Origin of the sequence: Bradyrhizobium sp. Pha-3, from assembly GCF_042258325.1 — a bacterium.
In the GTDB taxonomy this organism is placed as follows: domain Bacteria; phylum Pseudomonadota; class Alphaproteobacteria; order Rhizobiales; family Xanthobacteraceae; genus Bradyrhizobium; species Bradyrhizobium elkanii.
This window is the reverse complement of the sequence record NZ_CP170151.1, coordinates 1,217,764-1,232,228: the sequence shown is the minus strand read 5'-3', so window position 1 is coordinate 1,232,228 and position 14,465 is coordinate 1,217,764. Positions and strand designations below refer to the sequence as shown.

16 protein-coding genes and 1 pseudogene are annotated in these 14,465 nt (G+C 59.4%); all 17 read right to left on the bottom strand.

Annotated elements, in window-relative coordinates; translation table 11 throughout:
* Nucleotides 1-324 precede the first annotated feature (324 nt).
* Nucleotides 325-1,090, bottom strand: a pseudogene (locus ACE10X_RS05870) (family 1 encapsulin nanocompartment shell protein).
* 50 nt (nucleotides 1,091-1,140) lie between these two features.
* Nucleotides 1,141-2,217: a Dyp-type peroxidase gene (locus ACE10X_RS05865; RefSeq protein WP_038387868.1), complete on the bottom strand. Its 1,077-nt coding sequence runs from the start codon at nucleotides 2,215-2,217 to the stop codon at nucleotides 1,141-1,143.
* A gap of 224 nt (nucleotides 2,218-2,441) precedes the next feature.
* A complete protein-coding gene (locus tag ACE10X_RS05860) occupies nucleotides 2,442-2,636 on the bottom strand; it encodes a hypothetical protein (protein ID WP_038387850.1) in 195 nt (64 codons plus the stop codon).
* Nucleotides 2,637-2,896: 260 nt separating this feature from the next.
* A complete protein-coding gene (locus tag ACE10X_RS05855) occupies nucleotides 2,897-3,151 on the bottom strand; it encodes a DUF2171 domain-containing protein (RefSeq protein WP_038387869.1) in 255 nt (84 codons plus the stop codon).
* Nucleotides 3,152-3,240: 89 nt separating this feature from the next.
* Complete coding sequence (locus ACE10X_RS05850; RefSeq protein WP_038387870.1) at nucleotides 3,241-3,498, bottom strand: DUF2171 domain-containing protein; 258 nt, start codon at nucleotides 3,496-3,498, stop codon at nucleotides 3,241-3,243.
* Between the two features lie 42 nt (nucleotides 3,499-3,540).
* Nucleotides 3,541-6,147: an ATP-dependent chaperone ClpB gene (clpB, locus tag ACE10X_RS05845; RefSeq protein WP_038387851.1), complete on the bottom strand. Its 2,607-nt coding sequence runs from the start codon at nucleotides 6,145-6,147 to the stop codon at nucleotides 3,541-3,543.
* 51 nt (nucleotides 6,148-6,198) lie between these two features.
* Nucleotides 6,199-6,717, bottom strand: a complete 519-nt coding sequence (locus ACE10X_RS05840) for a DUF1269 domain-containing protein (RefSeq protein ID WP_259192598.1) — start codon at nucleotides 6,715-6,717, stop codon at nucleotides 6,199-6,201.
* Nucleotides 6,718-6,782: 65 nt separating this feature from the next.
* Nucleotides 6,783-7,208 carry a thioesterase family protein gene (locus ACE10X_RS05835; protein WP_038387853.1) on the bottom strand — a complete coding sequence of 142 codons (426 nt, stop codon included), beginning with the start codon at nucleotides 7,206-7,208 and terminating at the stop codon, nucleotides 6,783-6,785.
* Nucleotides 7,209-7,211: 3 nt separating this feature from the next.
* Entirely contained in the window at nucleotides 7,212-7,808 is a 597-nt protein-coding gene (locus ACE10X_RS05830) for a superoxide dismutase (RefSeq protein WP_375764084.1), read from the bottom strand.
* A gap of 412 nt (nucleotides 7,809-8,220) precedes the next feature.
* The gene (locus ACE10X_RS05825) at nucleotides 8,221-8,613 is read right to left on the bottom strand and encodes a hypothetical protein (protein WP_038387854.1); all 393 of its coding nucleotides are present in this window, start codon (nucleotides 8,611-8,613) and stop codon (nucleotides 8,221-8,223) included.
* Nucleotides 8,614-8,691: 78 nt separating this feature from the next.
* Entirely contained in the window at nucleotides 8,692-8,889 is a 198-nt protein-coding gene (locus ACE10X_RS05820) for a hypothetical protein (RefSeq protein WP_080583554.1), read from the bottom strand.
* A 191-nt stretch (nucleotides 8,890-9,080) separates the two neighbouring features.
* Nucleotides 9,081-11,111: a cache domain-containing protein gene (locus ACE10X_RS05815; RefSeq protein WP_051003254.1), complete on the bottom strand. Its 2,031-nt coding sequence runs from the start codon at nucleotides 11,109-11,111 to the stop codon at nucleotides 9,081-9,083.
* A complete protein-coding gene (locus ACE10X_RS05810; RefSeq protein ID WP_375764083.1) occupies nucleotides 11,090-12,478 on the bottom strand; it encodes a sigma-54-dependent transcriptional regulator in 1,389 nt (462 codons plus the stop codon). The genes ACE10X_RS05815 and ACE10X_RS05810 overlap by 22 nt, the downstream gene beginning before the upstream one ends.
* A gap of 38 nt (nucleotides 12,479-12,516) precedes the next feature.
* Nucleotides 12,517-12,960 (bottom strand): hypothetical protein, encoded by a 444-nt coding sequence (locus tag ACE10X_RS05805; protein WP_193375449.1) that lies wholly within the window; start codon nucleotides 12,958-12,960, stop codon nucleotides 12,517-12,519.
* Between the two features lie 42 nt (nucleotides 12,961-13,002).
* Complete coding sequence (locus tag ACE10X_RS05800) at nucleotides 13,003-13,284, bottom strand: chaperone modulator CbpM (protein WP_038387873.1); 282 nt, start codon at nucleotides 13,282-13,284, stop codon at nucleotides 13,003-13,005.
* Between the two features lie 2 nt (nucleotides 13,285-13,286).
* Nucleotides 13,287-14,195, bottom strand: a complete 909-nt coding sequence (locus ACE10X_RS05795) for a DnaJ C-terminal domain-containing protein (protein WP_038387857.1) — start codon at nucleotides 14,193-14,195, stop codon at nucleotides 13,287-13,289.
* An 85-nt stretch (nucleotides 14,196-14,280) separates the two neighbouring features.
* A complete protein-coding gene (locus ACE10X_RS05790; protein WP_080583555.1) occupies nucleotides 14,281-14,463 on the bottom strand; it encodes a hypothetical protein in 183 nt (60 codons plus the stop codon).
* Nucleotides 14,464-14,465 lie beyond the last annotated feature (2 nt).

Genomic DNA, 14,465 nt, shown 5'->3' with positions numbered 1-14,465 from the left:
TCGCTGCGTTTCATGGTGACCGACAAGCGCGCAGTCATGCCGGAACTTTCGTGGGCTCCTCACGATACTCTCTATGTTCCGCGAGCCGTCCACCTTCACCACTCCCGCGTCGCGATGGGCTGCATCACGCGACGCCAACGCTCTGAGTCATGCTCTCCCATCCACGCTCGAACATGTCCCGCATCGTCATATTGAGCCTGGAGTCACAAAAGGGATGTTGCGGAGGTAGACCTCTGAAATGTCCGGAATGGTTCCCGCGAGCGCAATGGAAGGAAGCAGATCGTCGAGCACGATGTCGGCTTCAACGACATATCGCAGAGCGCATTATTTCAACATTTGCTTCTCGGCTGCGGCGAGCACCACCGAAGCCTCAGTGGCCAGCACCCGGAAGGTGAAGGTCTCCTGGAAATAGAGGTCGACGGTTGTGTCGGTGTGGTTGAGATAGCCGATCGAAAGATCCTGGCCGATATCCAGTTTCAAAATCACCTCCTCGCGTCGTTAGGACAAAAGCGCCGCTGATGGCAGGCGCCCAGACAACGCCGCCGTCGACGATCCGTTCGAGGTGGTGAAAAACGGGGTATCCTTCATCGCTTCCGCCGTTGGCGGCGGTGTACGCCTCTGCTCCAAGGACGAGGGCATATGGCCCATTGCACCCGGCAAGTCTGAGCTCACTGACCGCTTGCACGACGGCACCTGGATAGGCTTTCGCATTTGTCGGAAGAATGAGCGCTGCATTGCTGCTGGCCTGACGAATGCCCTCGATCTCTGCAGCCGCATATCCATCGAAAATCGCACGGTCTTCAGCAAATGCGATTCTGCGGGCAGCATCCTTGACCGGTGTCCAGTCGGCGTCCAGGGCGCCACGTTCAACGTCATCGATCTGCTGGCGCAAGAGTTGGAATGGAACGCGCAGTTCGACGAGCGTCTTCACCTCGCGCTGTTGGGCCGTCATTCCTTCGCCTGGAGCCGGGAGCTGTTTGACATGACCAGTGCCCACCGCCGAGAAGCCACTCCCCTTGACTTCGGGGACGTCGACCACACGCCGGCCGGCAAGGTGTCGCTTCAGGGTACGGGAAGCTTCCTCCTCGATTTGAGCCTAGGCCGCGTCGGATATGGGAGCGAGTTGGCGGTGAAGATTATTCATGGTTCGCCTTCTTGTTTTAGAGAGCCAATTCCAAGCGAGCCGTCGTTGACGGGCGGATATTTACGAGCGGTATCTGGCGAGCCTGCGCCACGCTGCTCAGCGTCGACCGGCGCTTCCCCGCTGGATGCCGTGGCGCCATCGTCTTCAGGCGAAACGTTGTCGAGAAATGTCGCCGACGGCACGAAGAACAGCGTCCCTGTAACGGCGCGGCTGACATCCAGCAGCCGGTCGTAGTTGCCGGGCGGCCGACCGACAAACATGTTCTCGAGCATCTGCTCGATCCGGTGGGGCGAGCGCGCGTAGCCTATGAAATAGGTGCCAAATTCACCCTTGCCGATCTCACCGAAAGGCATGTTGTCGCGCACGATCTCAAGCTGCTCGCCGTCTTCGACGATCGTCGTCAGAACATTGTGCGCGTAGGGCGCCTTGGCCGCATCGTCCTGCTCGATGTCCGACAGTTTGTGACGACCGATGATATTCTCCTGCTCCGAGGTGGATATCGCATTCCACCGCTGCAGATCGTGCAGATACTTCTGGGTGATGACGTAGCTTCCGCCGGCGAATGCAGGGTCCTCTTGTCCGATGGTCGTCGCGTCAACCGCGTCCTGATCGGACGGGTTCTCGGTTCCATCGACAAATCCAAGCAGATCGCGATCGTCAAAGTATTTGAACCCATGAACCTCGTCGATCGTCGTCACGGCTTTGCCCAGCCGGGACATGATCTGTGAGGCAAGCTCGAAGCATAGGTCCATGCGAACCGACCGGACATGAAAAAGGATGTCGCCTGGCGTGGAGACTGCGTGATGCACCCCATGGATTTCCCTGAAGGGATGAAGATCTTTGGGCCGCGGATCACCAAACAGTCGGTCCCAGGCATCGGAGCCGAGAGCCATCACGCATGACAGCCGCGCTTCCAGATCACGAAATCCGACGGCTCGCAGGAGAGCCGACAGATCGGCACATAGACCGCGCACCGCAACTTCGCTGTCCTTTCCAGAATTGATCCGGACGACGAGAAATATCGCGGCTCGCGTCAGTTTTACGACGACGGGTTGTGGAACGACAGCTGGCACAATCACTCCTTGGCGGCCTGTTCGGCGCACCTAATGCTCCGGGCTGGCCGGCCCGGCTGAACACCGGCCGCGCGGTCGGTGCAGCCCGCCGGCACTCGGCATCGACGAGCCTCTCGAACGACGCATCGTGCGGAAATCACCGGCAGCGCGATCGGGATAACGAACACACAAGGCCGCAGCCATCCCTTGAGATGTTCACCCCGACCAATCAAACCGAGACCTGGTCAATCCATATCCCGAAAGGCATGGCCATCGGCCTTGACACCTTCGATCACGCTCGGCGGCAAAAGATCCTGAGCGGAGGTCCCGTCAAAAACCCAGTCGCCCTTGTCCGCGAGGTCCGGGAGCTGCGCGCCCTTGCGGACGTAGATCCCGATCGCCGGCTTCTTCACATTGATGTAGAGATCGTATTCTTCCATCGCGTCGATGCTTTCCCTCTTGCTCTATCGAGCCATTCATCGGCTACGGAGCAACCGCCATGCCAATTTGAGTGCATCGAGATCTCAAGAGCTTACGCCGACCTGACCGACCGGATCTGACAAACTGTCCGATCGAGCACGGACAAATTGTCCACGCTGCGGGCGTGGCTCGCGCAGCGTCGAGCCCGATGTCGCTGCCGAAATCGAAACGTCTTGCCCCAGACAACAGCGGGCGCAGGGATCCCGCCGCACTATCCCGGTTATCCAAGATCGACAGGACGTCCTGATGGCTCTTCTTCCAGTGTCACCGCAATATCTGCGTTGGCGGACAAGCGCACCTTGTTGCCCTCGACGCCGGCGATGAATCCCAGCTCGATATAGTGCTGATGTCCTTTGTGGTGCCCGAAACTGTCGCTCTTCTTGAGCTTGATACGATTACCTTCGATCTGATCGACCGTGCCGACATGCACTCCGTCAGCGCCGATTACTTCCATACCGCCGGTGATCTTGTTCATGGCCGTACCTTTCTCCTTGGAATCCATTGCAGCACATCACAGGAGCGATGATCCACATCGACTGCGTGACCGCGAACCACTCACACCAATCACTTGACCGGGCGGCCCGACTTTTCTTCCTCAAAGAGTTCGACGATATCGGCGTCAGAGCAGAGCCGCACCTTGTGATCCGTGACGCTGTCGACAAAATCCGTGCCGATATAGTGGTGATGTCGTTTGTGCCCTCTGCCGCCAGTTTCGCTTTTCTTTAGCCTGATACGGTCGGCCTCGATGCTATCGACGACACCGATCTGCACACCGTCAAACCCGACGACCTCCATACCTTCCTTGATCTGATGCTTCTTCATGAATTGCACCTGCACGTTCCTTGTCTTTCCCAAGCCTGACGCTCAGATCGCTTCGTCCTCATCCGGAGGCTTCACTGTCTTCCCGTTGAACGTCAGACCGTCTTTCCCGGAGGAGATCTGCACGGTCGATCCGTCGCGGACGTCGCCCGCGAGCAGCATTTCGGCCAGCGGATCCTGTACATATCGCTGGATGACCCGCTTTAATGGCCTGGCGCCATAGGCGGGGTCCCAGCCCTTTTCGGCGAGCCAGGCCTGGGCCTTGGCGTCGAGCGACAGTGTAATTTTGCGATCGTCGAGGAGTTTGCGGAGACGCGCAAACTGAATGTCGACGATTCGGCCCATATCGTTCTTCTGCAGCCGCTGGAACAGGATAATCGCGTCGACGCGGTTGAGAAATTCCGGCCGGAAATGCGCGCGGACCATCTCCATGACCTTGTCGCGAACGGCACTCGTCTTTTCGCCTTCCCCCTGATTGACGAGGTATTCCGCCCCGAGGTTTGAGGTCATGATGATAAGCGTGTTGCGGAAGTCCACCGTCCGCCCCTGACCGTCGGTCAGGCGCCCGTCATCCAGCACCTGCAGCAGCACGTTGAAGACGTCCGGATGCGCCTTCTCGATCTCGTCGAACAGTACGACCTGATACGGCCGTCGCCGCACTGCTTCCGTGATCACGCCACCCTCGTCATAACCGACATATCCTGGAGGCGCGCCGATGAGCCGCGCGACCGAGTGCTTCTCCATGAACTCCGACATGTCGATGCGAAGGATGGCGTGTTCATCGTCGAACAGGAATTCCGCAAGGGCCTTGGCCAGTTCCGTCTTGCCGACGCCGGTCGGACCAAGGAACATGAACGAGCCCATCGGCCGGTTCGGGTCCTGCAGTCCCGCGCGAGCCCGTCGCACGGCCGTCGACACCGCGCGAACGGCTTGTGTCTGCCCGACCACGCGTTTGGCGATCATCTCCTCCATCTGAAGCAGCTTTTCCCGCTCGCCCTCCAGCATCTTGTCGACCGGAACGCCGGTCCAGCGCGAAACAACTTGAGCTATGTTGTCGGCCGTGACCGTCTCGCTGATCGAGCTGCTCTCGCTGGCCTCGACGGCAGCCAGTTTTTTCTCGAGTTCGGGAATCGTGCTGTAAGACAGCTCGCCTGCCCGCTGATATTCGCCCTTGCGTTGCGCGTTCGCCAACTCGGTGCGCAGCTGCTCGAGCTGCGCCTTCATCTTCTGGGCGTCCGAGAGCTTGCTCTTCTCGGCCTGCCATTTCGTCGTCATGTCGGCGGAGCGCTTCTCGAGATCGACCAGATCGCCGTCGAGCGTCTTCAGACGGCTCTTCGACCCGGCATCACTTTCCTTCTTGAGCGCCTCCTGCTCGATCTTGAGACGCACGATTTCGCGGTCAAGCGAATCCAACTCCTCCGGCTTGGAGTCGACCTGCATCTTGAGTCGTGCAGCAGCCTCGTCGACGAGATCTATCGCCTTGTCGGGAAGAAACCGGTCGGTGATGTAGCGGTTGGATAACATTGCGGCAGCGACCAGCGCTGCGTCCGAGATCCGCACGCCATGATGCTGCTCATACTTGTCCTTGAGGCCGCGCAGGATCGAGATCGTGTCCTCCACCGTGGGCTGCGACACGAATACCGGCTGGAAGCGGCGGGCAAGTGCGGCATCCTTCTCGACATGCTTGCGGTATTCGTCGAGCGTAGTCGCACCCACACAGTGCAACTCGCCGCGAGCCAGCGCGGGTTTGAGGAGATTGGAAGCATCCATCGCGCCATCGGTCTTGCCCGCACCAATAAGTGTATGCATCTCATCGATGAAGAGGATGATTCCGCCGTCCGCCGACGTCACCTCGGAAAGCACCGCCTTCAGTCGTTCCTCGAACTCGCCGCGGTACTTGGCGCCCGCGATCAGAGCGCCCATGTCGAGCGCGAGCAGCTTCTTGTCTTGCAAACTCTCGGGTACGTCACCGTTGACGATCCGCAGAGCGAGGCCTTCGACGATGGCGGTCTTGCCGACACCCGGTTCGCCGATCAGGACCGGATTGTTCTTGGTCCGGCGTGAGAGAACCTGGATTGTACGACGGATCTCCTCGTCGCGACCGATCACCGGGTCGAGTTTGCCTTCGCGCGCGGCCTGCGTCAGATCGCGGGCGTACTTCTTCAGTGCGTCGTATGCATTCTCGGCCGACGCGCTGTCTGCGGTGCGACCCTTCCGGAGCAAATCGATCGCGGTGCCGAGAGCCTGGGCGTTGACGCCGCCCTGCGCCAGGATCTTCGACGCTTCGCTGCTCTTGTCCGTGGACAAGGCCTGCAGCAGGCGTTCGACGGTGACGAAGCTGTCACCCGCCTTTTCCGCCAGCTCCTCGGCAGCGGTAAATAGGCGCGCAGTATCGGACGCCATATAGACCTGCCCTGCACCCGAGCCAGACACCTTCGGCAGTTTTGCCAAAGCCGCTTCCGTGGCGTGCAGGATCGCCCGCGAGTTTCCACCCGCCCGATCAATCAGACCGGCGGCCAGCCCCTCGTTGTCGTCGAGCAACACCTTGAGCACATGGAGAGGCGTGAACTGCTGGTTACCCTCTCTTGTTGCCAGAGACTGCGCCGACTGGATAAAGCCCCTCGCGCGGTCGGTGAATTGTTCAGCATTCATAACGCCACCTTTCAGACTCGCGGTCTGTCGTCAGAATTTTTCGAAGCGGAGTTACGAGCGGACTTCGCCCGGCGCAGCAGGCGGTGGCGTCGCCGCCAAGGCGTCCCGCAGAGCTTGCTCCTTGGTGTGGTCGAGCGAGGTCTTGAGCACCGTGCCGCCCGTGCCTTTAAGTGCATCAAGTACCTTGTCCGTGGTCATTCGACGAATGAGCACGAAAAGAGCGGCGTTGCCGGGCTTCAGATTTACCGACAAGTGCTTCATGAACTCGTCGTTGATGCCAACGTCGGTCAATGCACCCATGAGCGCACCGGAGGCCGCCCCGAGAGAAGCCCCGAGAAGCGGCGAGAGAAAGATCGCGCCGATCAGCAGGCCCCAGAAACCGCCGGAAACGGCGCCAGCAGCCGTGGTGTTCATAAGCTGAATGAGCTTGACCCTACCGTTGTCCTGCTTGACGGCGATCACGGCGTCGGAAAGCTCGATCAGGTATTCCTGCTGCATACCCAGAAGCTTCTGTCTGATCTCTTCAGCCTTGGCTTCGGTGGGATAGACGATGACAACGAGATCGGACATGGCGATTACTCCCTGCTTGATTCTCGATCCTTATTCCAACACGTGACGAGCGAATTGACGCCGTTTCAGCGCCGCGCCGTTCGGATCGCCTCCGATCGCGCAATTTTTGCATCGAGGCGCTGCTGTAGCCTAGTGAGGTTGACAACCATCCGTTCGTGGGTCCCTTTGCCGATTTCCTCGATCTCATCGGAGGCGCTGATGGCAAACACGATCCGGCGCCCCTCAACTGCGGTGACCTCGGCCGTGGCGGTGACCGTCTGCCCGATTGCGGTCGCAGCAAGATGCCGCACATTGACCATGGTGCCGACCACACTCTCGCCTGGCTCGAGATAGCTGCGAACGGCATTCAAGGCAGCATTCTCCATCGCCATGATCATGACCGGTGTCGCCAACACCGGCGGCAGGATGCTGTCTTTGAACCGGTTGGCCAGATGTTCGGGTTTCACGACAAGCGTGAAGCGTCCGGTTGTGCCGGTCGATATGAGCTTCATCGGTCACGCCGTCTTCTTGAAGAGATCCTCGACATATTCCCAGTTCACCAGGAATTCGAGAAACGCCTTGATGTAGTCGGCCCTTCGATTGCGATAATCGATGTAGTAGGAATGTTTCCAAACGTCGCAACCCAGTATTGGCTTTGCGCCATGGACGAGCGGGTTCTCGCCGTTCGGCGTTTTCATGACGATTGTCTTGCCGTTCTTGATCGCCAGCCAACACCAGCCAGAGCCAAACTGTCCGACCCCGGCGGCAACGAACTCTTCTTTCATCTTCTCGATCGAGCCGAAGTCGGCCTTGATTTGCCGCTCCAGGATTCCGGGCAGCGTGCTTCCGGCGTGCGGCTTCATCCATTTCCAGAAGTAGGTGTGGTTCAGGTCCTGGCTCGCATTGTTGAAAACGGGAACGTTCTTCCCGAACGAGCCGATCACGACCTCTTCCAGGCTCCTTCCCTCCCATTCGGTGCCTTTGATCAGGGCATTGAGGGCATTCACATAGGCGGCGTGGTGCTTGTCGTGGTGATATTCCAGCGTTTCCGTGGACATGTACGGAGCGAGCGCATCATGCGCGTACGGCAGGTCGGGAAGTTTGAACGACATGGACATCTCCTCTGGAGGTGCGTCGCCGCGGATGGCGTGGTTCAGATGCCGCCGTTACACACCCGCGGCTGGGGCCCCGGCGACCATCGCTTCAGTTCGCACAACTCATCACTCCCTCAGGGCCACAACGCTCTGGCTAAACTTCTGAGCAACTCATGTGCCACACGGAAAACATTGCGATATCAATCAGTTGGATCGCGAGAAGGAGCCGGCTTTGGACAATTTGTCGAAAGCAACGCGGACAAAATGTCCCACGCGACTCCTGAGTGTCGCCAGGTCGAGAACGAACGGATCGCTTGCAACACTCGGAGCCAGGTCGAAGCCGCATGAGGGCGACCGACGGAGATGATGCTCACCGTCAAAGTCGGCTTTCGCAGGTAGCGCTTCTGCAAGCAGTTCGCCTTTTGCGGCCCTAATTCTCCTGATCATACATGACCGCAAGGGCGGCAAGGGCGAGCAGGATGTAGCTGCCATCGTAGTCTGCGTCGTCATCAGTCGAAAGATCGAATTGCTGCCACACCCCGTCCAGCTTTCCCGCATCACGTTCGGCGATGACTTTGACGGCGACCTCGCGGATGGCATCGAACTGGGAAAAGTCGAAGTGCAGCCCTTCGTCGTCCATGAAAAGCCCGTGGCTTTTCAGGAAGGCCGCCATCGGCATCGTCGTCTCACTGATGTAGAAGAGCAGGTCCTCGGCTTGCAATGGCCGATCCTGCGCCTGCGGCACGAGACCGACCTGATTGATGAGCAGATGCCCCTTGGCCTGCATATCCTTCGAGAGCTGCTGCGTGGACACAACGGTCATCTCTGAAGCTCCTCGCTCTCACACATCGGTTGATGCCTGGCCGTCAGAGCCGGCCGAGACCTATCGCTCGACCTGGCGTCACTTAGCGCGGCGCCCCTGAAAGTAACCCGCGTTGGTCGTGTTCTCGCGAATGTTTGCTGTATCGCCTTGCTCCGCGTAGTTTTCTTCGCGCTTCTTCGACGACGTATCCTTGCTAACCTCGGGGTCGCCGCCGGTGCCCTTGGGGCTACGATTGGCGGGCGGAACAGGCGGCATCTTCCCATGATGACGTGGCATTGCTGCGGCTCCTATGTCTGAGGCTCAACGTTTCCACTCGGTTGAAGCTCCAACCGCTGTTCGCGATTCCAGCAACGGTCGTGCCAAGCCGAGCATAGCACGATATCAATCGCTTAGCGGGCGCGACGAAGAGCCGGCGGACAATTTGTCCTTCTGGCAAGACGAAATGTCGCCGGCTCTTCGGGCCGCCATCAGTCCTCAGCGGGTAACCAGATCGTAAACGTCGTGCCCTTGCCGGGTTCACTTTCGACGGAAATCTTGCCACCTTGGCGCGTCACAAGCATCTGGCTAATGGACAGCCCCAGACCTGTGCCTTCCCGCCTCTTGGTGGTGAAGAATGGATCGAAAATCCGCTGCATCACGTCCGTTGTCATCCCGCCACCTGTGTCCGTCACATCGATCACAACTCCAGGTCGCCGTCCCTCGTCTCGATCGAAGGTTCGAAGCGTCAAACGTCCACCTCCGGACGTTGCATGGATCGCGTTGACGAGGAGATTGACAAGCACCTGCTGCAATTCGGTGCGATTCATCGAGATGAGACGTGAGGCGTGATATTCCGTCTCGACACTTATCGTTGTCTTGTTCAGCAGATGTTGAACCAGCGGCAGCGTATCTGTGACGACGGCGGCGGCATTGTACTGATCGGTAAAGCCGGCATACTCCTGCGGCTTGGCAAATTGCAGGAGCCTCGTCACAATCTCGCTCACTCGATGCAACTGTTCGTCGATGAGTCTAAACTCCGTTTTTGCTTCATCGGCCCTGGAGCCCATCATGTCCTTGATGATCTCCAGATTGCCTTGCATCACCGCGATGGGGTTATTGATCTCGTGAGCTACGCCGGCGGTGATCTCGCCGATAGCGGCGAGCTTTTCGGACATGATGAGTTGCTTTGTGGTTGCCTCCAGCTGCTCGTTCGCGTGTACGAGCTTGCTCGTTCGTTCCTCGACGCGCTGGTTGAGCTCCTCGTTCCATTGTCGCAGCTGAGCGTCGCGCTCGTGAATCTGATCCAGCAGTCGATCCAGGTGAGTTGCGACCTGTTCGATCTCGTCACGACCATCAACGGGTCCGGTGCGTGCTTCCAGTTCGCCCCTTTCAACTTTCGCAATCGTGGTCGTCATCCGCTCGAGTGGCTTGAAAATGCCCGCAGCCCACCTCAGAAAGAGCGGCACGGTGGCTGCCACCGCGATGAGAAAGGCCAGCGCGATTTGTAGAAGCGTATCCCGCTTGGCTTCGGTGAACGGCTTCTGCAGATAGCCGGCATAGAGCATGCCGACGCGGCGGTCATAGCTGTCATTGAGCGGCTCGTAGGCCGAAATATACCAATCGTCGACGACGAACGCGCTATCCAGCCAAGTCCGGCCACGATCGAGAACCGCATTGCGAACGTCCGCTGAGACGCGCGTGCCGATCGCTCGCTGTCCTTCGAACATCCGCACGTTGGTACTGATGCGGACATCATCGAGGAAAAGCGTAACGGTCCCACGACTGCCTTCCGGCAAGCCCGACCCATGGAAAATCAGATCGTTGATCGTGTCGACAAAGGCAAGATTCTGGTTGAGCAGTATCCCCCCCACCAGAGCCGCGCGGTGCCCATTCGGCAACGAAACCGGCGTCGCTGAGTGCAGCACCAACCCTCGATTCTCTTGCCTTCGCGTGGTGGGCGTGCTTCCGGGCGTCGCGATGATGTCGATTTGCGCGCGTTTCGGAAGGTCCGCGGAGATCGCAGCAAGTTCCGCGGATTCAAACACATCAATCGCCGTTCGCGCGCGCCCCTCAAGCGCGGCGCTGATGACCGGCCAATTTCGGCGTGGAGTGGACGCCATTTGAGATTCGCTCGCGACGACCGCGCCGTCGTCGGCGACAATATAGAGAAAATCGAAGCCCCGCGCCTGCGCGATATCCCTGAGGTAGACATTCAGCGCCCCGACCTCAACGCCTCGCGTTTGCACAATCGACTGAAAGCGCGCGGAGCTGACTGACGATGCCAGCTCTCCCTCTGTGTTCTCCAGAATGCGTGCGAGGTATTGTCGGGCGATCGTCAGGTCATCATGCACCTTGGACGTCAACGCCGCGTCGAACTTCGCGTTCCAGCGATAGATGGTGATCCCGAGAAGCAGCGGGAGGATGACGAGCATTGGCAGGAGCGCCATCGCCAGCAGCCGATAGCGCACCGAGATCTTATCGAGAGCAAGAGCCGATATCAGAGGTGCCAGCTTGCGCATTTGCGGTCGATGGTTTTACGCGAGATGCCGAGCCGGCGCGCCGCCTCCTCGCGGTCGCCGCCCGTCTCGCGCAGCACAAAAAGGATATGTCGTCGTTCCACATCCGCGAGCGTGACATCACCCGTCGAGCTATCAATACGTGGCGGCAGATAGTCCTCGCGAAATTCGCCGAGGATTACGGTTCGCTCGATCAGGTTACGCAGCTCTCGAATGTTACCCGGCCAGTCGTACCGCGCCAGAAACGTACGCATCCTGGCATCGATCGGTACACGTGGCATGCCAAGCTGCTCGGAAATCTCGTTCATGAAGACCTCGGCGAGCTCCAGCACATCCTGATCCCGATCCCGAAGAGCCGGAAGATTGATCTGCATGATGTTGATGCGGAAGTAGAGGTCCGCCCGAAAGGTACCCGCCGCAACCCGCTTCTGCAAATCGGCGTTGGTCGCGAAGACAAAGCGAGCGTCGACCGGCACTTCTCGTTCTGAGCCGACGGGGCGCACCCGTTTGTCCTCCAGCACGCGCAGCAGCTTACTCTGCAGGTGATGCGGGAGTTCACCGATCTCGTCCAGGAAGAGTGTGCCGCCCTGGGCGAACATGAATAGCCCCTCTCGCGCTTTCCCTGCGCCGGTAAACGCACCCTTCACATGACCAAAGAGTTCGCTTTCGATCATCTCCGCAGGAATTGCTCCGCAGTTAACCGGCACAAAAAGCTTGTCCGCCCGACTTGACAGCGAATGGAGCGATCGGGCGGCAACCTCCTTGCCGGTTCCGGATTCGCCAGTAAACAGAATTGGCGTCGGCAAGGGCGCCACCCGGGCGATGGTGTCGCGCGCTTTTTGAACCGCCGCCGATGCCCCAAGCAGTTTGCTACGCAGATACAAGGGACGCGACGACGACTTCAGCTCATGGTGCAGCACAAAATTTTCACGCTGCAGGCGCGCCCGATCAAGGCAACGTGCGACGGCGTTTAGCAGTTGATTGGATCGGAAGGGCTTGATGACAAAGTCGATGACGCCGATGCGCAATGCACCGATGGCTGTGTCGAGATCGGCATAGGCGGTCATAAGGATGACGTCGGTAAAGAAGCCGATCGCCCGCTGTTCCGCAAGCCAGTCGAGGCCGCTCCTGCCGGGCATGACATTGTCGAGAATCACGACATCGAAATGTTGCCCGTCGAGTTTGCGCGACGCATCCTTGGTGTCCGCGGATTCTTCAATCAGTTTGCAGCGCGGTCGCAGTAGCTTTACGAGGAAGTTGCGTATCCCCGGTTCGTCGTCGACGACAAGGATCGAGGCTTGCGCAAGCCAGGGGCCAAATTCCGGGTCGATCACCGGCTCGGCGACTTCAGGGCGGGTCTCCTTGGACATACAGGTCTCTCCCGACTCCGGCTCTGGCGGCGATTATCTCAAAGCAGAGCGCTAACTTTCTCCAGCGCGATGCAAAGACCGAGGCTGACCGAATGTCTGCCGTGAGCCAACCCAGACCCTTGATCCCGGCAACCGCCCAGGCGCTGTTCAGGGCGCCATCGGTGACGCCTGCCGTCTGTGTCCCGATCATATTTGCAAGATAGGCCGGAACGGCCGCAATCGTCCAGAATATCGCGCAGCACACATTCTGAAGGGGCCAGATGACTACCGGGAAAGGCCAGGTGCCGATGTTCGTCGACGATGATTTTCGCCACCTGCGGCGTTTGCGGGCCGCCTTCTATGTCGAGCCTTGTCGCCGCATCGAATAGAATCGCATTTACGTCATCGACCGTCTGAACGTTCCTTGCGACGAGCTTGCGGACCGGGGCCTGCAGGATAAGCGCATTGATCGATCCATCTCCGGGCGATGTCGTACCTGCCATCAAAGTGCTCCTTATGGCCCATTCCAAACGACGTAGGTTCGATCAGACGTTCCCCGACATGTCGTTGAACGTGGCACGCAGCAGCGCAAAAGCCTGCCGAACGCCGTGGAGCTGATCGATCAGATGCAAGATCACGTCGATTCCCTCGTCGTTGACTCCGAAGTCGCCTTTGAGGTCCTGTATCAAGCGCGCACGCGCCACGTCTCCATCAGAGAACAGAGCACCCGAAGCGGACTCAGTCGGAACGAGCCACCGTTGCTCCAGCCATAGCTCGAGCGTCCGCACGCGCAGTCCGGCCGAGGTCAGGAACTCCTGCTTGTTCAAGGTCATTTCGAACTACCTTCGCGCGGATTGAAATCCTTGCCCTTGCTCCAGCTCTCGACAAATGCCTGCAACTCCGGATCCGGCGATTGCGGCAACGTCACCTTCAGTTTCACAAATTCATCACCGCTGCCGCCACCGGCGCGCGGCGCCCCCTTGCCCTTGAGGCGCAGCGTGGTGCCCGTGTTCGATCCCTTCGGCACGGCCATTGTCACGTCACCGGTTGGCGTCGGAACGCGGATGTGACCTCCCAGCACGGCTTCGGTCAGCGAGATCGGAAGTTCGAGAAGAATGTTGTCGCCGTCGCGCGTGAACCGCCGATCCGGCGTCACCTCGACCTCGATGAGAGCGTCGCCCGCGGCGCCCTTGCCAGCCCCGGGTGCTCCCTTTCCCTTCAAGCGCAGGACCTGTCCGTCAACCATTCCCGGAGGAAACTTCACGTCGAGCGTGCCACCGCCGGGCAGAGTGATTCGCTTGCTCGCGCCATTAATCGATTCGACGAATTCGATCGGGAGACGGAAATGCAGATCTTCCCCGCGTCGGTTCGCGCGCGCGCGCTGGCTGCGTCTCAGCAGGTCCGCGAACGCGTCGTCCGAATCCATGAAGTCGGCAAAACCGGCGCCGCTGGTGTAGACATCAGGATCGCCGGCATCGGCGTAGTCGCGATAGAAATGATGTTGCGGACGCTCGGTACCCGTCGCATCGATCTCGCCGCTATCGAAGCGCTTGCGCTTGTCGGCATCGCCGAGGAGGTCGTAGGCGGCGGTAACCTCCTTGAATTTCTCCTCGGCCGCCCTGTCCCCGGGATTGAGGTCGGGATGCAGCTTCTTCGCGAGCTTCCGGTAGGCCTTCTGGATGTCGCCTGCCGAAGCCGAGGACGCCACTCCCAATATGTCATACGGATTCCTGGCCACTCACCGCTCCCGACGACGAACATGCTTGCACATCGCAGAAACCGCGCCTGTCATTGGCAAGCAACAACCAAGCTGCAACTCCGAATTATTCAACATGCCCGGGATCCACATATTTTGGGTAGTTCTTCAGTTGTTGAGGCGTCATTCGTGCGGGATCCGGCGCTCCCGGAACACCGCGCGGACCGAGTTTGGCCCGCGTAATGTCGTCTTCCGTCAATCTCGGCTTGCCGTCGTCGAGTTGCCCATCGCCACCGAGACTTGCTGCCATGG